This is a genomic window from Serratia sp. CY84636, from assembly GCF_052166245.1.
Classification (GTDB): domain Bacteria; phylum Pseudomonadota; class Gammaproteobacteria; order Enterobacterales; family Enterobacteriaceae; genus Serratia; species Serratia nevei.
Window position 1 is genome coordinate 80,592 of sequence record NZ_JBJNOX010000011.1, and the last position, 16,659, is coordinate 97,250.

The 16,659-nt window shown below is 62.0% G+C and carries 15 protein-coding genes; 13 read left to right on the forward strand and 2 right to left on the reverse strand.

Annotation, left to right across the window (positions count from 1 at the left end):
* Positions 1–9 precede the first annotated feature (9 nt).
* Genes ACJ8QI_RS21720 through baeR form a run of 3 tightly spaced genes read left to right on the forward strand, consistent with a single transcriptional unit; the run spans position 10 to position 3,535 of the window.
* Positions 10–1,440: an MFS transporter gene (locus ACJ8QI_RS21720; protein ID WP_060424869.1), complete on the forward strand. Its 1,431-nt coding sequence runs from the start codon at positions 10–12 to the stop codon at positions 1,438–1,440.
* Positions 1,437–2,819 carry a two-component system sensor histidine kinase BaeS gene (baeS, locus tag ACJ8QI_RS21725; protein WP_049202687.1) on the forward strand — a complete coding sequence of 461 codons (1,383 nt, stop codon included), beginning with the start codon at positions 1,437–1,439 and terminating at the stop codon, positions 2,817–2,819. The genes ACJ8QI_RS21720 and baeS overlap by 4 nt, the downstream gene beginning before the upstream one ends.
* Positions 2,819–3,535: a two-component system response regulator BaeR gene (baeR, locus tag ACJ8QI_RS21730; RefSeq protein WP_060441150.1), complete on the forward strand. Its 717-nt coding sequence runs from the start codon at positions 2,819–2,821 to the stop codon at positions 3,533–3,535. Before baeS ends, baeR begins: the two co-directional genes overlap by 1 nt.
* Before the next feature lie 4 nt (positions 3,536–3,539).
* Here the strand turns inward: baeR and ACJ8QI_RS21735 are convergent, their stop codons facing one another.
* Together ACJ8QI_RS21735 and ACJ8QI_RS21740 are read right to left on the reverse strand one after the other, a co-directional pair.
* Entirely contained in the window at positions 3,540–3,929 is a 390-nt protein-coding gene (locus ACJ8QI_RS21735) for a type II toxin-antitoxin system VapC family toxin (protein WP_060424876.1), read from the reverse strand.
* A gap of 3 nt (positions 3,930–3,932) precedes the next feature.
* Positions 3,933–4,196 (reverse strand): antitoxin, encoded by a 264-nt coding sequence (locus tag ACJ8QI_RS21740; RefSeq protein ID WP_049204860.1) that lies wholly within the window; start codon positions 4,194–4,196, stop codon positions 3,933–3,935.
* 338 nt (positions 4,197–4,534) lie between these two features.
* On the opposite strand from ACJ8QI_RS21740, the gene ACJ8QI_RS21745 reads away from it, so the two are divergent.
* The 10 genes from ACJ8QI_RS21745 (at position 4,535) to fbaB (ending at position 16,597) form a co-directional block, all read left to right on the forward strand.
* A complete protein-coding gene (locus tag ACJ8QI_RS21745; protein ID WP_038873760.1) occupies positions 4,535–4,873 on the forward strand; it encodes a YegP family protein in 339 nt (112 codons plus the stop codon).
* Between the two features lie 301 nt (positions 4,874–5,174).
* Complete coding sequence (trhP, locus tag ACJ8QI_RS21750; RefSeq protein WP_063990505.1) at positions 5,175–6,527, forward strand: prephenate-dependent tRNA uridine(34) hydroxylase TrhP; 1,353 nt, start codon at positions 5,175–5,177, stop codon at positions 6,525–6,527.
* Between the two features lie 466 nt (positions 6,528–6,993).
* Positions 6,994–7,899 (forward strand): lipid kinase YegS, encoded by a 906-nt coding sequence (gene yegS / locus ACJ8QI_RS21755; protein WP_442533071.1) that lies wholly within the window; start codon positions 6,994–6,996, stop codon positions 7,897–7,899.
* Between the two features lie 169 nt (positions 7,900–8,068).
* Complete coding sequence (manD, locus tag ACJ8QI_RS21760; RefSeq protein ID WP_049213350.1) at positions 8,069–9,283, forward strand: D-mannonate dehydratase ManD; 1,215 nt, start codon at positions 8,069–8,071, stop codon at positions 9,281–9,283.
* A gap of 5 nt (positions 9,284–9,288) precedes the next feature.
* Complete coding sequence (locus ACJ8QI_RS21765; RefSeq protein ID WP_442533118.1) at positions 9,289–10,305, forward strand: Zn-dependent oxidoreductase; 1,017 nt, start codon at positions 9,289–9,291, stop codon at positions 10,303–10,305.
* 91 nt (positions 10,306–10,396) lie between these two features.
* Complete coding sequence (locus ACJ8QI_RS21770) at positions 10,397–11,686, forward strand: MFS transporter (RefSeq protein WP_197757161.1); 1,290 nt, start codon at positions 10,397–10,399, stop codon at positions 11,684–11,686.
* 52 nt (positions 11,687–11,738) lie between these two features.
* The gene (locus ACJ8QI_RS21775; protein WP_442533072.1) at positions 11,739–13,244 is read left to right on the forward strand and encodes a mannitol dehydrogenase family protein; all 1,506 of its coding nucleotides are present in this window, start codon (positions 11,739–11,741) and stop codon (positions 13,242–13,244) included.
* The gene (locus tag ACJ8QI_RS21780) at positions 13,225–14,556 is read left to right on the forward strand and encodes an MFS transporter (protein WP_442533073.1); all 1,332 of its coding nucleotides are present in this window, start codon (positions 13,225–13,227) and stop codon (positions 14,554–14,556) included. Before ACJ8QI_RS21775 ends, ACJ8QI_RS21780 begins: the two co-directional genes overlap by 20 nt.
* 98 nt (positions 14,557–14,654) lie before the next feature.
* Positions 14,655–15,341, forward strand: a complete 687-nt coding sequence (locus tag ACJ8QI_RS21785) for a GntR family transcriptional regulator (protein ID WP_060441145.1) — start codon at positions 14,655–14,657, stop codon at positions 15,339–15,341.
* 206 nt (positions 15,342–15,547) lie between these two features.
* Positions 15,548–16,597, forward strand: coding sequence for a class I fructose-bisphosphate aldolase (fbaB, locus tag ACJ8QI_RS21790; RefSeq protein ID WP_442533074.1), 1,050 nt, complete (start codon positions 15,548–15,550; stop codon positions 16,595–16,597).
* Positions 16,598–16,659 lie beyond the last annotated feature (62 nt).

The window sequence follows — 16,659 nt, forward strand, 5'->3', positions numbered from 1 at the left end:
GGCCGACCGATGCTGATGAAACACGCCGCCACGGTACGCTGGCAACTCTGGATAGTGGCATTCGGCTTCTTTATGCAGACGCTGGATACCACTATCGTCAACACCGCCCTGCCCTCGATGGCCGCCAGTCTGGGGGAGAACCCGCTGCGCATGCAGTCAGTGATCGTCTCCTATGTACTGACGGTGGCGGTAACGCTGCCGGCCAGCGGCTGGCTGGCGGACAAGGTCGGCGTACAGCGGGTGTTTTTCAGCGCCATCGTGCTGTTCACCCTCGGCTCCATTCTCTGCGCCCGCTCGGAAACCCTGAACGAACTGATCGCCTCGCGCGTGATTCAGGGCATCGGCGGCGCGATGATGGTGCCGGTCGGCCGCCTGACGGTGATGAAGATCGTGCCGCGCGAGCAGTACATGGCGGCGATGACCTTCGTGACGCTGCCGGGCCAGATCGGCCCGCTGATGGGGCCGGCGCTGGGCGGCTTTCTGGTGCAATACGCCAGCTGGCACTGGATTTTCCTGATCAATATTCCGGTGGGCATCGTAGGCGCCATCGCCACGCTGCTGCTGATGCCCAACTACCAAATGCAGACCCGACGCTTCGACCTCAGCGGCTTTATCCTGCTGGCGATCGGCATGGCGTCGCTGACGCTGGCGCTCGACGGCCACAAGGGCATGGGGCTCTCCGGCAGCGCCATCGCCGGCCTGGTGGCGCTGGGCGTTGCGACGCTGTTGGGGTATGTTTGGCATGCCTACGGCAATAGCCGCGCCCTGTTCTCGCTGCGGCTGCTGCGCACCCCGACTTACAAGATCGGGCTGCTGGCCAGCCTGCTGGGGCGCATCGGCAGCGGCATGCTACCGTTCATGACGCCGCTGTTCCTGCAGGTGGGCATGGGTTTCACGCCGTTCCACGCCGGGCTGATGATGATCCCGATGATCATCGGCAGCATGGGCATGAAACGCATCGTGGTACAGGTGGTCAACCGCTTTGGCTACCGCAACGTGCTGGTGGCCGCCACGCTGCTGCTGGCGCTGGTCAGCCTGAGCTTCCTGTTGGCGGCGATGCTCGGCTGGCTGTGGCTGCTGCCGGTGGTGCTGTTCTTCCAGGGGATGGTCAACTCGCTGCGCTTCTCGGCGATGAACACCCTGACGCTGAAAGACCTGCCGGATCGGCTGGCCAGCAGCGGCAATAGCCTGTTGTCGATGGTCATGCAGCTGTCGATGAGCCTTGGCGTCAGCGTTGCCGGCATCTTGATCGGCAGCTTCGCCCATCACCAGGTGGTAGCCGACAGCCCGGCCATCCACAGCGCATTTATTTACAGCTACTGCTGTATGGCGTTGATTATCGCTCTGCCCGCACTGGCCTTCGCGCGCGTGCCGGCCGATAGCGCGCCCAACCGCACGCTGACCAAAGAGCCGGGTACCGGTTCAACGAGGTTGCAATGAAGATAGGCATTACCGGGAAACTGTTCCTGGCCATTTTCGCCACCTGCATGCTGGTGCTGATCACCATGCATTGGGGGGTGCGCGTCAGCTTTGAACGCGGCTTTATCGACTACATCAAGCACAGCAACGAGCAGCGCATCAATATGCTGAGCGAAGCGCTGGAGGAACAGTACAGCCACCACGGCAACTGGGTGTTCCTGCGCAACAACGATCAGGTGATCTACCAGATCATGCGCTCGTTCGAACAGAACAGCGACAGCAGCCACAACCTGCCGCCCAAGGGCTGGCGCACCCAGTTTTGGGTGGTGGACAGCCAGTTCAACCGCCTGGTAGGCCACTCCGGGCCGGTCCCGAAAGAGGGCCCGCGCCACCCGATCCGCTACAACAACGAGATCGTCGGCTGGGTGATCACCACCCCGGTCGAGCGCCTGACGCGCAACACCGACATCAACTTCGATCGCCAGCAGCGGCGCACCAGCTGGATCATCGTCGCGCTCTCCACCCTGCTGGCGGCGGCGGTGACCTGGCTGCTGTCGCGCGGCATGCTGGCCCCGGTCAAGCGCCTGGTGGCGGGCACCCATCGCCTGGCGGCGGGCGATTTCACCACCCGCGTGGCGGTCAGCAGCCAGGATGAACTGGGCCGGCTAGCGCACGACTTCAACCAGTTGGCCACCTCGCTGGAGAAAAACGAACAGATGCGCCGCGCTTTTATGGCCGACGTCTCGCACGAGCTGCGCACGCCGCTGGCAGTGCTGCGGGGCGAGCTGGAGGCGCTGCAGGACGGCGTGCGCCAGCCGACGCCGGCGTCGCTCAGTTCGCTGCAGGCCGAGGTGTCTACCCTGACTAAATTGGTCGACGATCTGCACCAGCTGTCGCTTTCCGATCTCGGTGCGCTGGCCTATCGCAAATCGTCGGTGGACTGCGTGCACCTGCTGCAGATCGCCGTCGCCGCCTTTCGCGAACGCTTCCGCGCCAAAGGGCTGGAGATCGTTACGCATCTGCCGGCCCAGGCGCCGCTGTTCGGCGATCCCGACCGTTTGAACCAGCTGTTCAATAACCTGCTGGAAAACAGCCTGCGCTACACCGACGCCGGCGGCCGGCTGGAAATCAGCGCCGAGCTGCAGCCGGGGCGGCTGTTCCTCTACTGGCAGGACAGCGCGCCGGGCATCAGCGATCAGCAGCTGACGCGCATTTTCGAACGTTTCTACCGGGCGGAAGGTTCACGCAACCGCGCCAGCGGCGGTTCCGGGCTGGGGCTGGCGATCTGCCACAACATCGTGGAAGCCCACGACGGGAAAATCCGCGCCGAGCATTCGCCTTTAGGCGGCGTGCGCATTACAGTAGAATTTGCTACCCCGATAAAAAATAAGGCGCCCTGATGGACATTCAGAATCACCCCGTGCAGATCATGATTGTTGAAGATGAGCCCAAGCTGGGCCAGCTGCTGGTGGACTATCTGCAGGCGGCGGGTTACGCCACCCGCTGGCTGACCAACGGCAACGAGGTGGTGCCGACCGTGCACCAGCATCCGCCGGCGCTGATTTTGCTCGACCTGATGTTGCCGGGTGCCGACGGCCTGACGGTGTGCCGCGAGCTGCGCCGCTTCAGCGACGTGCCTATCGTGATGGTGACGGCGAAAATCGAAGAGATCGATCGCCTGCTGGGGCTGGAGATCGGCGCCGACGATTACATCTGCAAACCCTACAGCCCGCGCGAAGTGGTGGCGCGGGTGAAAACCATTCTGCGCCGCAGCTATCGGCCGCAGGAGAGCGCGCGGGAAGATGACCTGCTGCACATCGATGAGCCGCGTTTCCAGGCCAGCTATCAGGGGCAGTTGCTGGATCTGACGCCGGCGGAATTCCGCCTGCTGAAAACGCTGGCCAGCCAGCCGGGCAACGTGTTTTCACGCGAGCAGCTGCTGAACAACCTGTATGACGACTATCGGGTGGTCACCGATCGCACCATCGACAGCCACATCAAAAACCTGCGCCGCAAGCTGGAACTGATCGACGGGGAAAAATCCTTTATTCGCTCGGTATACGGCGTGGGCTACCGCTGGGAAGCCGAGCCCTGCCGGCTGGTGAATGGGGTTTAGGGGATCAGCGCGTCCAGTCTTCAACCGCCAACCCGGGCACCATGGCAAATGCGCGATCGTTGGTCACCAGCGTCGCGCCACGGCTCTGCGCGTGAGCGGCGATCAGTTGATCCAGCGCGCCCATGATTTTGCCCTTTCTCTCCATGTTCGCGCGCATTTCACCGTAGCAGCGGGCGGCCTCGCTATCCCATGCATAGACCGTCACCGCGGCAAGAAAGGCCTCGACCATGCTTTGCAACGCCTTGTTCCGCCGTTTAGCCACACCGTAAAGCAGTTCCGCCTCCGTGACGCTGGAAATGCACACGGCAGAAGGCGGAAGCTTTTCCATGATGCTTAGCACCTGCGGATGCTGCCGAAACAGGTGGCCGACGGTGTTGGTATCAAACATGTACATCGCCTACTCTTCCTCTGAGAAAGGATCGCGCTCTGCAACCCCTTGCTGACGATCTTCCGCGCCAAGAAACTCTTGCGGCACCGGCGTTTGGGCGATAATGCTCAGCAGCGGTGCCCAGCTGTCCGGCTTTGCCGGATATTTGGATAAAATCACGTTGCCCTCCCGATCGCGACGGATATACACACGATCCGTATCAAATTCAAATTCCACCGGTAACCTCACCGCCTGATTTCTGCCGTTTTTAAACAGCTTTGCGATTCTTTCCATCTCGACACCTCCACAGCAGGCATAGGCCAAAGCATATGCCTGTAGCGTGTCGATGCCAAGATGTATCGCTCACTTTTTACTCACCTTTACGTAGCGGGCAAACGGTAACGCGCAATGCTGCTCGATGAAACCACGTAATTGTCATTATGCGGCGCACTGCGCAATCACCACGCCTTCCCTTAGCTTCCCGTGCGGCGCCGGGATTCTCGGATGAAAACTCCGCGCCGGCGCAAGAAAACTGCGCATTTTTTAGACTAAGCTGCTGTGAGGTTTAGCCGCCGATTTTCAAGCGATTGGCTACACTTACATCACGAATCGGAACCTACAGGAGAAGAACCATGGCAATCGGTCATTACGAGCTGAAAAAAGCAAAGAACGGACAGTACCACTTCAACCTGAAAGCCAGTAACGGCGAGATCATTCTGGCCAGCGAGATGTACGCCAGCAAAGCGTCGGCGGAGAACGGCATCGCCTCGGTGCAGACCAATGCGCCGCACGAAGCGCAGTTTGAACTGAAGCACAGCACCAGCAATCAGCCCTATTTTGTGCTGAAGGCCAAGAACCATCAGGTGATCGGCGTCAGCGAAATGTACAGCTCCGAAAGCGCGGCCAAAAACGGTATCCAGTCGGTGATGAAAAACGGCCCGACCACCGATATCCGCGATTTGAGCGCCTGATCCCCCGTGTCGCCCGCGCGGTGGCCGCCATCGCGCGTTTTCCGTTTGACCGGGATCAATCTCCCTTGAATAAATCCGGTTAACTGCTGATTTCTTGCCGCGCTGCGGCTACAATTCCCCGCTTTTGCTGCGCCATCTGGGGCGCGATATACCCACTGGCTTTCATACGGCAGCTAGGCGGCAAGTTCGTGAGTCTCCAGGAGCTTGTTCAACCAAGTGACTGGAGTGAGCGAATGCAGCCAACAACGCTGCAGTTCGAAAGACAGAGGTATACTGACCTGAAATCAGACCGAGACACACTATGTTTACACCGGAACTTCTCTCCCCGGCCGGAACGCTGAAAAACATGCGTTACGCCTTCGCCTATGGCGCCGATGCGGTTTACGCCGGCCAGCCGCGCTACAGCCTGCGGGTGCGCAACAACGAATTCAACCACGAGAATCTGGCGCAGGGCATCAATGAAGCCCATGCGCTGGGCAAAAAATTCTACGTGGTGGTGAACATCGCCCCGCACAACGCCAAGTTGAAAACCTTCCTGCGCGATCTGAAGCCGGTTATCGATATGGGCCCGGATGCGCTGATCATGTCCGATCCCGGCCTTATCATGATGGTGCGCGAAGCCTTCCCGCAGATGGACATCCACCTGTCGGTGCAGGCCAACGCCGTTAACTGGGCGACGGTGAAGTTCTGGAAGCAAATGGGTCTGACCCGCGTGATCCTCTCGCGCGAGCTGTCGCTGGAAGAGATCGCCGAGATCCGCGCCGAAGTGCCGGACATGGAGCTGGAGATCTTCGTCCACGGCGCGCTGTGCATGGCCTACTCCGGCCGCTGCCTGCTGTCCGGCTATATCAACAAGCGCGATCCCAACCAGGGCACCTGCACCAACGCCTGCCGCTGGCAGTATAAGGCTGAAGAAGGCAAAGAGGACGACACCGGCAATATCGTGCACCTGCACGAGCCGATCCCGGTGCAAACCGTCGAGCCGACGCTGGGCATCGGCGCGCCGACCGACAAGGTGTTCATGCTGTCTGAAGCGCAAAAACCAGGCGAATATATGAGCGCCTTCGAAGACGAGCACGGCACCTATATCATGAACTCCAAGGATCTGCGCGCCATCCAGCACGTGGAGCGTCTGACGCAGCTCGGCGTGCACTCGCTGAAGATCGAAGGCCGCACCAAGTCCTTCTACTACTGCGCCCGCACCGCCCAGGTCTACCGCCGCGCCATCGACGACGCGGCCGCCGGCAAACCCTTCGATCCGACCCTGCTTACCACGCTGGAAGGCCTGGCGCACCGCGGCTACACCGAAGGCTTCCTGCGCCGCCACGTGCACGAAGCGCAGCAGAATTACGACTACGGCTCCTCGCTCTCCGAGCGCCAGCAGTTCGTCGGCGAATTCACCGGTGTGCGCCGCGATGGCTGGGCAGAGGTCGACGTGAAGAATAAGTTCGCGCTCGGCGACAGCGTCGAGATGATGACGCCGGGCGGCAACGTGGTCTTCACCCTCGAAAGCATGCAAAATAAGAAAGGCGAACCGATTGAGGTGGCGCCGGGCAACGGCCATATCGTTTATTTGCCGATCCCGCAGGATATCGATCTCAATTATGCGTTGCTGATCCGCAATTTGGCGGAAGAAAATAGCGCCGGGGCATAAAAATGAATCGCCGTCATTCGGCGGCGATTTTTAGCAAATATTAGAATTGGATCACATCAATGTGCGCGCAGCTTGGTTACTATCACGCTGCTTAAAACGAACAACGAAAATATTTGCATAGCAATACTAGGAACCACCTCCTTAGCCGGCCCAATCTCCCTTGGGCTGGCTTTTTCTTTATGGGCCCGCCTATTTTTTTTGCTGCGCCTATTTCCATAACTTATTCTCGTTATCCGTTTTAATAATAATAATCACGCCGCTTCGATATATAAATAACGCTACAGCGATTAATCCTCTCGTCTTTAAAACCTGGATTATTTCCGCGTAAAATTCAGATAAATTCGCCTTGCTTCATATTCACTGAACGCCGGGGAATAACCAGAATTAGCTGAATATTCTGATGGCCTGGTGGCGGCAGCTGGTTTATCTTGAGGCATTCTTGGTTTTCCGCCGGAGGAGATCGGCAATGCCTCAACACTCACATGGGCCCGCCCTGCTTATTCTCAACGGCAAAGGCGCCGGTAACGAAGAGCTGCGTCAGGCGGTCAAACGCCTGCGCGCAGAACGCATCACGCTGCACGTGCGCGTGACCTGGGAGCACGGCGACGCCGCGCGCTACGTCGCGGAAGCCGCACAGCTCGGCGTCGGCACCGTCGTCGCCGGCGGCGGTGACGGCACCATCAACGAAGTGGCGGCCGCGCTGGTGCAACTGCCGGCGCACAACCGGCCGGTGCTGGGCATCCTGCCGCTCGGCACCGCCAACGATTTCGCCATGGCCTGCAATATTCCCCCGTCGCCGGAACAGGCGCTGCAGCTGGCGATCAAGGGCCGCTCGGTGCCGATCGATCTGGCCAAGGTCAACGGCGAGCGCTACTTCATCAACATGGCCACCGGCGGCTTCGGCACCCGCATCACCACCGAAACGCCGGAGAAGCTGAAGGCAGCGTTGGGCGGCGTGTCCTACTTCGTGCACGGCTTGCTGCGCATGGATACGCTGCAGGCCGACCGCTGTGAAATTCGCGGACCGGACTTCCGCTGGGCCGGCGAGGCGCTGGTGATCGGCATCGGCAACGGCAAACAGGCCGGCGGCGGCCAGGAGCTGTGCCCCAGCGCGCTGATCAACGACGGCCTGCTGCAGCTGCGCCTGCTGATCGCCGATGAACTGCTGCCGGCGCTGGTCGCCGCCCTGTTCAACGACGAAGAGAGCAACAGCATCCTCAGCGCAGCGCTGCCGTGGCTCGAGATCGACGCGCCGCATGAGATGACTTTCAACCTCGACGGCGAGCCGCTCAAAGGCCGTCATTTCCGCATCGAAGTGTTGCCGCAGGCCATCGAATGCCGCCTGCCGCCTAACTGCGCCCTGCTGGGCTGACCTTGTCGGGCGCAGCCGCTGCGCCCCGCTTCTTCCCCCTCCGCTTACCCGCTTCCGCTCGCGATCAAATGTGATCCTCTCCGGCAAATTCATTAATTCATACTTGTATGGTAGTTAGTTCATGGCGTATTTTCGCGCTATCTCTCCGCAGCTACAGGATGTGAAGGTTATGAAAATCGTCAACGCCGAGGTGTTCGTCACCTGCCCGGGGCGCAACTTTGTCACGCTGAAGATCACCACCGATGACGGCATCGTCGGCCTCGGTGACGCCACGCTGAACGGGCGTGAACTGTCGGTGGCCTCTTACCTGAAAGATCACCTCTGCCCGCAGCTGATCGGCCGCGACGCGCAGCGGATCGAAGACCTCTGGCAATTCTTCTACAAAGGCGCTTACTGGCGGCGCGGCCCGGTGACCATGTCGGCCATTTCCGCCGTCGACATGGCGCTGTGGGACATCAAGGCCAAGGCCGCCAACATGCCGCTGTACCAGTTGTTGGGCGGCGCGTCGCGTTCGGGGGTGATGGTGTATTGCCACACCACCGGCCACTCGATCGACGAGGTGCTCGACGACTACGCCAAGCATAAAGAGCAAGGCTTCAAGGCGATCCGCGTCCAATGCGGCGTGCCGGGCATGAAAACCACCTACGGCATGGCCAAGGGGAAAGGCCAGGCCTATGAGCCGGCCACCAAGGGTGACTGGCCGGAAGAGCAGCTGTGGTCGACGGAAAAATACCTCGATTTCACCCCCAAACTGTTCGATGCGGTGCGCAACAGGTTCGGCTTCAACGAGCACCTGCTGCACGACATGCACCACCGCCTGACGCCGATCGAAGCGGCGCGCTTCGGCAAAAGCGCCGAGCCGTATCGCCTGTTCTGGATGGAAGATCCGACGCCGGCGGAAAACCAGGCCTGTTTCCGCCTGATTCGCCAGCATACCGTCACGCCGATCGCCGTCGGCGAGGTGTTCAACAGCATCTGGGACTGCAAACAGCTGATTGAAGAGCAGCTGATCGACTACATCCGCACCACCCTGACGCACGCGGGCGGCATTACCGGCATGCGGCGCATCGCCGACTTCGCCTCGCTGTATCAGGTGCGCACCGGCTCCCACGGCCCTTCCGATCTGTCGCCGATCTGCATGGCGGCGGCGCTGCATTTCGATCTGTGGGTACCGAATTTCGGCGTGCAGGAATACATGGGCTATTCCGAGCAGATGCTCGAGGTGTTCCCGCACAGCTGGACGTTCGACGACGGCTATATGCATCCGGGCGACAAGCCGGGCATCGGCATCGAGTTCGATGAGAAGCTGGCGGCCCGTTACCCGTATGAACCGGCCTACCTGCCGGTCGCGCGTCTGGAGGATGGCACCTTATGGAACTGGTAAACACCATGCGCAGCGTCGTGATCGAACAGCCTGGGCGCCTGGCGCTGCAGACGCGCGCGCTGCCGCAGCCGGCGGCCGGCGAGGTGCGGGTCAAGGTGAAATTCGCCGGCATCTGCGGCTCCGACGTCCATATCTATCACGGCCATAACCCGTTCGCCCGCTATCCGCGGGTGATCGGCCACGAGTTCTTCGGCCTGATCGATGCGCTGGGCGAAGGCGTCGATCCGGCGCGCCTCGGCGAACGCGTCTCGGTAGATCCGGTGGTGAGCTGCGGCCACTGCTATCCCTGTTCGGTCGGCCGCCCCAACGTCTGCACCTCGCTGCAGGTGATCGGCGTGCATCGCGACGGCGGCTTCAGCGACTACGCCTGCGTACCGGCGCGCAACGCCTATCCGGTTCCGCCGGCCATCAGCGATCGCCACGCCGCGATGATCGAACCCTTCAGCATCGCCGCCAACATCACCGCCCACCTGCAACCGCGCCCTGACGACATCGCGCTGATCTACGGCGCCGGGCCGATGGGGCTCACGGTGATCCAGACGCTGAAAGGCGTGTACGGCGTCAAGCAGGTGTGGGTCGTCGATCGCATCGCCGAGCGGCTGGACATGGCGCGCGCCAACGGCGCCGACGAGACGTTCAACAACGCCGAGGCCGCATTGCCGCAGACGCTGCAGCAGCGCGGCATTCAGCCGACGCTGATCGTTGATGCCGCCTGCCACCCTTCTATTTTACCGGAGGCGATCGCGCTGGCCTCGCCGGCGGCGCGCATCGGCATCATGGGCTTTTCCGGCGACGCCTGCACCCTGACCCAGCAGAGCATCACCAGCAAAGAGCTGTCGATCTTCTCCTCGCGCCTGAACAGCGCGCGCTTCCCGCAGGTGATCGCCTGGATGGCGGACGGCAAGCTAGACCCGCAGCGGCTGCTCACCCACTGCGTGCCCGCCGGCGACGTCGAACGGGCGATGCGGATGTTCGAGCGGGATCAGCGCACCTGCTGCAAGGTGCTGCTGCAGTTCGAGTAACGCCAAGGCCGCATCGGGGCATTGGGCGGCACCCGCCGCCCGTGCAAACAACGAAGCATCACGATTAAAACGACACCCAGTGGAGTGCTTTATGTTTAAAAACCTGCGTTGGACCATCGTGTTCCTGCTGTTCATGGTCTACATGATCAATTACCTCGATCGCGTGGCGCTGTCGATCACCGTGCCGATGATCGAACAGGATCTGATGCTGAACGCCGAACAGTTCGGCCTGATCTTCGGCAGCTTCTTCTTCGGCTACGCCATCTTCAACTTCGTCGGCGGGCTGGCGGTCGACCGTTTCGGCCCGACGCTGGTGCTGGGCGTGGCGGTCGGTCTGTGGTCCCTCTTCTGCGGCATGACGGCGATCGCCACCGGTTTTTACTCGATGCTGATCCTGCGCGTCCTGTTCGGCATGGCCGAAGGGCCGATCTGCGCCTCGGCCAACAAGATGATCAACGGCTGGTTCCCGAAGAAACAGGCGGCGACCGCCATGGGCTTGCTCAGCGCCGGTTCGCCGTTGGGCGGCGCGGTGGCCGGGCCGATCGTCGGCTATCTGGCGCTGGCGTTCGGCTGGCGGCCGGCGTTTATGATCATCTGCGCCATCGGCATCGTCTGGATGCTGGTGTGGTTCTTCGTGGTGGCGGATAACCCGGCGAAAAGCCAGCGCATCAGCGCCGAAGAACGGGTGCTGATCGCACGGCTGAAACAGGAAAACCTCGGCGAGGAAAGCGCGCTGAGCGACGCCGCGCACGGGCTGGGTTACTACCTGAAGCAGCCGATCATTCTGGTCACCGCCTTCGCCTTCTTCTGCTACAACTACATTCTGTTCTTCTTCCTGAGCTGGTTCCCCTCGTATCTGGTGCAGGCGCACAACCTGAACATCAAGGAGATGAGCCTGACCACGATGATCCCGTGGATCGTCGGCTTCGTCGGGCTGGCGCTCGGCGGCTATATTTCCGACAAAATCTTCAACATCACCGGCAAATTGCTGCTGTCGCGCAAAATTGTGCTGGTCACCAGCCTGCTGGCGGCGGCGGTGTGCGTGGCGTTGGCAGGCACCGTCAGCAGCGTGGTGCCGGCGGTGATGCTGATGTCGGTGTCGATCTTCTTCCTTTACATCACCGGCGCCCTCTACTGGGCGATCATCCAGGACGTGGTGCATAAATCCCGGGTCGGCGGCGCCAGCGGGTTCATTCATTTGATCGGCAGCGTCTCCGGCATCATCGGGCCGATCGTCACCGGCTACATCGTGCAGAACACCGGCAAATTCGACAGCGCCTTTATGCTGGCGGGCGGCGTCGCCGCGCTGGGCGCGCTGCTGGTGCTGCTGGTGATCAAGGCGCCGCGCGCAACGGCGGGCGTGCAAATCTTAAAACCATAACGCCAGGCGGGGCGGCTTCGCCCCTTTGCTTACCTCTCCAGGGACATTGAACATGAGACTTTCCGACCACCGCGCGCTGCCGGCCGCCATTATTCGGCCCGGCTACGCACGTGAGCGCGTGAAACCGCGCATGGTGCATATCGGCTTCGGCGCGTTTCACCGCGCGCACCAGGCGATGTACGCCGACAGGCTGGCCAGCGAGCACGGCAGCGACTGGGGCTACTGCGAAATCAGCATGCAGCACGGCCGGCAAAAGATCGCCGACCTACGGCAACAGGATCTGCTGTTCTCGGTGGCGGAGATGGACGACGACGGCTGGCGGGGCAGGGTCATCGGCGTGGTGCGCCAGGCGCTGCACCTGCAAACCGACGGGCTGGCGGCGGTGCTGGCGGCCCTGACGCAGCCTGAGATCGCCATCGTCTCGCTGACCATCAGCGAAAAGGGCTATTGCCACCACCCTGCCAGCGGCCGGCTGATGACGGAACACCCGGCGATCGCGCATGATATCGCTCACCCGGCGCAGCCACAGTCGGCGCCGGGGCTGCTGCTGGCGGCGCTGCGCCTGCGCCGTGAACGCGGGCTGCCGCCGTTCGCCGTGATGTCCTGCGACAATATGCCGGCCAACGGCCGGGTCACGCACCAGGTGCTGCTCGACCTGGCGCAGCGGCAGGATCCGGCGCTGGCCGACTGGGTGCGTCAAGAGGTCGCCTTCCCTTCCACCATGGTGGATCGCATTGTGCCGGCAGTAACGCCGGAGACCCGCCGGCAGTTGCACGCCTGGCTGGGCGGCGTCGAGGATGAGGTCGGCGTGGCCTGCGAGCCGTTCAGCCAGTGGGTCATTGAGGACCGTTTTCCCCAGGGGCGACCGGCCTGGGAAAAGGTCGGCGCCGAACTGGTGAGCGACGTGCTGCCGTTTGAGGAGATGAAGCTGCGCATGCTGAACGGCAGCCATTCGTTCCTCGCCTATCTCGGCTATCTGGCCGGTTATCAGCACGTCGGCGACTGCATGCAGGACGCAGATTTTGTCCGCGCCGCCCGTCACCTGATGCTGGCGGAACAGGCACCGACCCTGCAGGTGCCGAACGTCGATTTGGCGCAGTATGCCGACTCGCTGCTGCGGCGTTTCCGCAACCGCGCGCTGAAGCACCGCACCGCGCAGATCGCCATGGACGGCACGCAAAAGCTGCCGCAGCGGCTGCTGGATGCGATCCGCTGGCATCTGGCGCATGGCAGCCGCTTCGACTGCCTGGCGCTGGGCGTCGCCGGCTGGATGCGCTACGTCGGCGGCCGCGATGAGCAAGGCGCGCCGATCGACATCAGCGATCCGCTGCGCGACCCCATCGCCGCGTTGGTCGCCGGCAGCGAGGAAGGCCGGCCCCGCGTCCTGGCGCTGCTGCAGCTCGACAGCGTCTTCGGCCAGGATCTGCCCGACTCGCCTGACTTCGTCCGCGCCGTCAGCCACGCTTATCATCAACTGCTGAGCCTGGGGGCCAAAGCCGCCGTCGCCGCTCTGCCGCTTACCGACCGAGAGGTTTCCGATGACCGTCACCACGCATAACGCCGTCAATACCGGCAATCAACCGCTGCTGCGGCGCGTCGCCAGCGCTTCGGCCATCGGCACCGCCGCCGAATATTATGATTTCTTCGCTTACGGCACCGCTGCGGTGCTGTTCTTCGGCCAGCTGTTTTTCCCCAGCGCCGATCCGCTGATCAGCACGCTGGCGGCCTTCGCCACCTACGCGGTCGGTTTCCTGGCGCGCCCGCTGGGCGGCATCGTGTTCGGCCACATCGGCGACAAGGTCGGCCGCAAGAAGGCGCTGGTGATCACCATCCTGATCGTCGGCCTCGGCACCTTCTGCATCGGCCTGCTGCCCACCTATGAACAGATCGGCATCTGGGCGCCGCTCGCGCTGATTTTCATCCGCGTCCTACAGGGCTTCGGCGTCGGCGGCGAACAGGCCGGCGCAGTGCTGATGACCGCCGAATACGCGCCGCCGCCGCGGCGCGGCTTCTACGCCAGCTGGGTGCAGATCGGCGCACCCGCCGGCTTCCTGCTGCCATCCGGGTTGTTTGCGCTGCTGACCGCCCTGCTGTCGCCGGCGCAGATGCTGGACTGGGGTTGGCGCATTCCGTTTCTGCTCAGCCTGCTGCTGGTGCTGGTCGGCCTGTTTATTCGCCTGAAGATCGACGAGTCGCCGGTGTTTGCCCAGATCCGCGCCACCAAAGCGGTGGAAAGTCGGCCGGTGGTAGAAGTGGCCCGCAGCTATCCAGGCCTGATCGGCAAAGGGGTGTGTGCCAAGCTGATCGAAGCCTGTGCCTTCGCCATGTTTACCGTGATCGTCTTGGCCTACGGCAAGGCCAACCACCTCAACGAAACCATTCTGCTCGAGGCGATGATCGTGGCGGTACTGCTGGAGATTTTCGCCATTCCGCTGATGGGCCGCCTCTCCGACCGGTTGGGACGCAAACCGGTATACATCGCCGGTGCGCTGCTGCAGGTGGTGTGCATCGTGCCGTTCTTTATGGCTATCAACCTCGATAATTTCTGGGTAACGCAGATCGCCATGATCGTGGTGCTGACCTTCGGCCACAGCATGTGCTACGCGCCGCAGGCCTCCTACTTCCCGGAGCTGTTCCCCACCCGCGTGCGCTGCAGCGGCATCGCGCTGATCTGGCAGATAGGATCGCTGATCGGCAGCGGCATTCTCGGGCTGCTGGCGGTGAAGATCCTACAGGTGACCGGCGGCCACTACTCCGGGCTGGCGAGTTACATGATGGTGCTGGGCGTGGTGTCGGCCATCGGTCTGAGCCTGATGCCGGAAACCGCGCCGGGGCGACGCAAGCAGGAATATCAGGATTGGCATCACTGAGTTACCCTACCCGGCGGGTGGATTTATCCCCCCGCCCTCAACCAATAATCTGCTAGTATGGTGGCATTCGAATTCCAGCCAGATGCCTGATTGTCGCCATGTCTGAAACGTACAGTCTCACCAACAACGTCCCGGTCAACCAGCAGATCTATCGCTTCCTGCGCAAGGATATCGTCGACTGCACCATCCCCCCCGGCACCCTGTTGTCCGAGAAAGAGATTTCCACGCGCTTTTGCGTTTCGCGCCAGCCGGTGCGCGAAGCCTTCATCAAGCTGGCGGAGGCCGGCCTGGTGCAGATCCTGCCGCAGCGCGGCACTTTCGTGATGAAAATCTCCGCCAAGCGCGTGGCCGACGGGCGCTTTATTCGTCAGGCGGTGGAATGCGCCATCGTGCGCCGTGCAGCGGAGCGCGCCACCGCGGCGCAGCTGATGACGCTGGAGCATAACCTGCACCGTCAGGCGCTGGCGGCGCAGAACGGGCAGACGCGCGAGTTTCTGGCGCTGGACGACGAATTCCACCAGTTGCTGACCCAGTTCGCCGACTGCCCGCTGGCATGGGAGACCATCGAAACCATCAAGGCCACCATGGATCGGGTGCGTTTCCTCAGCCTGAGCGAAGTCTCGCCGCCGGAGAGCCTGATCAAGCAGCACTACCGCATCTACGAGGCGCTGAAAGCGCGCGATGCCGAGGCGGCGGAGCGCGCCATCCACGATCACCTGCAGGAGATGATCTACTCCATCACCCCGATCGCCCTGCAGAACACCGAGTGGTTCGAGATCGAATAATCAATCGCTTAGCGCGCCGGGGGCGATCGTCCCCGCGTATTTGGCCTCGCAAATGGCATTTCCTCTCAATCGCATCTATTGTTTGTCCTTGCCGGATCAAGTTCGGTAGTATCGCTTTACAGCTTCAATCACCGCTTTTTTACTTCGCCGGTGGTCAAAAACCCTTGCATTGCCGGTGTATGAAGAAGCTTAATCGGGAGTGAATCATGACTGATATTGTGCAGTTGCTAGGAAAGGAAGCGGAAGATCTGCTGCAACACCGCTGTACCACTATCCCCGCCGAGAATCTCTACCTGCCGGGCGCCGACTTCGTCGACCGCGTAATGATCGATAACAACCGTCCCAACAGCGTGCTGCGTTCGATGCAAAACCTGTTCAACCACGGCCGTCTGGCCGGCACCGGCTACCTGTCGATCCTGCCGGTCGATCAGGGCATCGAGCACTCCGCCGCCGCCTCGTTCGCCGCCAACCCGCTGTATTTCGATCCGAAGAACATCGTCGAGCTGGCGATTGAAGCCGGCTGTAACTGCGTCGCCTCCACTTACGGCGTGCTGGCGTCGGTATCGCGCCGCTACGCGCATAAAATTCCGTTCCTGGTCAAACTCAACCACAACGAAACGCTGAGCTACCCGACCCAGTACGACCAGACCCTGTACGCCAGCGTCGAGCAGGCGTTCAACATGGGCGCGGTGGCGGTCGGTGCCACCATTTACTTCGGCTCCGAGCAGTCGCGCCGCCAGATCGAAGAGATCTCGATCGCCTTCGAGCGCGCGCATGAGCTGGGCATGGTCACCGTGTTGTGGGCCTATCTGCGCAACCCGGCGTTCAACAAGGATGGCGTGGACTACCACTCCAGCGCCGATCTGACCGGCCAGGCCAACCACATCGCCGCCACCATCGGCGCCGACATCGTCAAACAGAAAATGGCGGAAAACAACGGCGGCTACCGCGCGGTGAAATTCGGCTATACCGACGATCGCGTCTATACCAAGCTGACCACCGATCACCCGATCGATCTGGTGCGCTACCAGCTGGCCAACTGCTACATGGGCCGCGCCGGGCTGATCAACTCCGGCGGCGCCGCCGGTGAGAACGCCCTGCAGGAGTCGGTGCGCACCGCGGTGATCCACAAACGCGCCGGCGGCATGGGCCTGATCCTGAGGCGCAAGGCGTTCAAGAAATCGATGAAAGACGGCGTGGCGCTGATCAACGCCGTGCAAGACGCCTACCTGGACAAGAAGGTCACCATCGCCTGATGCGACGGACCACCTGTCCTCAAGCCCGGCTAGCCGGGCTTTTTTGTGCCCGCTTTCTCCCC

Excerpts from the sequence above, each read along its gene's own strand:
- ACJ8QI_RS21720 (WP_060424869.1), top strand. The coding sequence starts at position 10 with ATGCTGATGAAACACGCCGCCACGGTACGCTGGCAACTCTGGATAGTG.
- baeS (WP_049202687.1), top strand. The coding sequence starts at position 1,437 with ATGAAGATAGGCATTACCGGGAAACTGTTCCTGGCCATTTTCGCCACC.
- baeR (WP_060441150.1), top strand. The coding sequence starts at position 2,819 with ATGGACATTCAGAATCACCCCGTGCAGATCATGATTGTTGAAGATGAG.
- ACJ8QI_RS21735 (WP_060424876.1), bottom strand. The coding sequence starts at position 3,929 with ATGTACATGTTTGATACCAACACCGTCGGCCACCTGTTTCGGCAGCAT.
- ACJ8QI_RS21740 (WP_049204860.1), bottom strand. The coding sequence starts at position 4,196 with ATGGAAAGAATCGCAAAGCTGTTTAAAAACGGCAGAAATCAGGCGGTG.
- ACJ8QI_RS21745 (WP_038873760.1), top strand. The coding sequence starts at position 4,535 with ATGGCAATCGGTCATTACGAGCTGAAAAAAGCAAAGAACGGACAGTAC.
- trhP (WP_063990505.1), top strand. The coding sequence starts at position 5,175 with ATGTTTACACCGGAACTTCTCTCCCCGGCCGGAACGCTGAAAAACATG.
- yegS (WP_442533071.1), top strand. The coding sequence starts at position 6,994 with ATGCCTCAACACTCACATGGGCCCGCCCTGCTTATTCTCAACGGCAAA.
- manD (WP_049213350.1), top strand. The coding sequence starts at position 8,069 with ATGAAAATCGTCAACGCCGAGGTGTTCGTCACCTGCCCGGGGCGCAAC.
- ACJ8QI_RS21765 (WP_442533118.1), top strand. The coding sequence starts at position 9,289 with ATGCGCAGCGTCGTGATCGAACAGCCTGGGCGCCTGGCGCTGCAGACG.
- ACJ8QI_RS21770 (WP_197757161.1), top strand. The coding sequence starts at position 10,397 with ATGTTTAAAAACCTGCGTTGGACCATCGTGTTCCTGCTGTTCATGGTC.
- ACJ8QI_RS21775 (WP_442533072.1), top strand. The coding sequence starts at position 11,739 with ATGAGACTTTCCGACCACCGCGCGCTGCCGGCCGCCATTATTCGGCCC.
- ACJ8QI_RS21780 (WP_442533073.1), top strand. The coding sequence starts at position 13,225 with ATGACCGTCACCACGCATAACGCCGTCAATACCGGCAATCAACCGCTG.
- ACJ8QI_RS21785 (WP_060441145.1), top strand. The coding sequence starts at position 14,655 with ATGTCTGAAACGTACAGTCTCACCAACAACGTCCCGGTCAACCAGCAG.
- fbaB (WP_442533074.1), top strand. The coding sequence starts at position 15,548 with ATGACTGATATTGTGCAGTTGCTAGGAAAGGAAGCGGAAGATCTGCTG.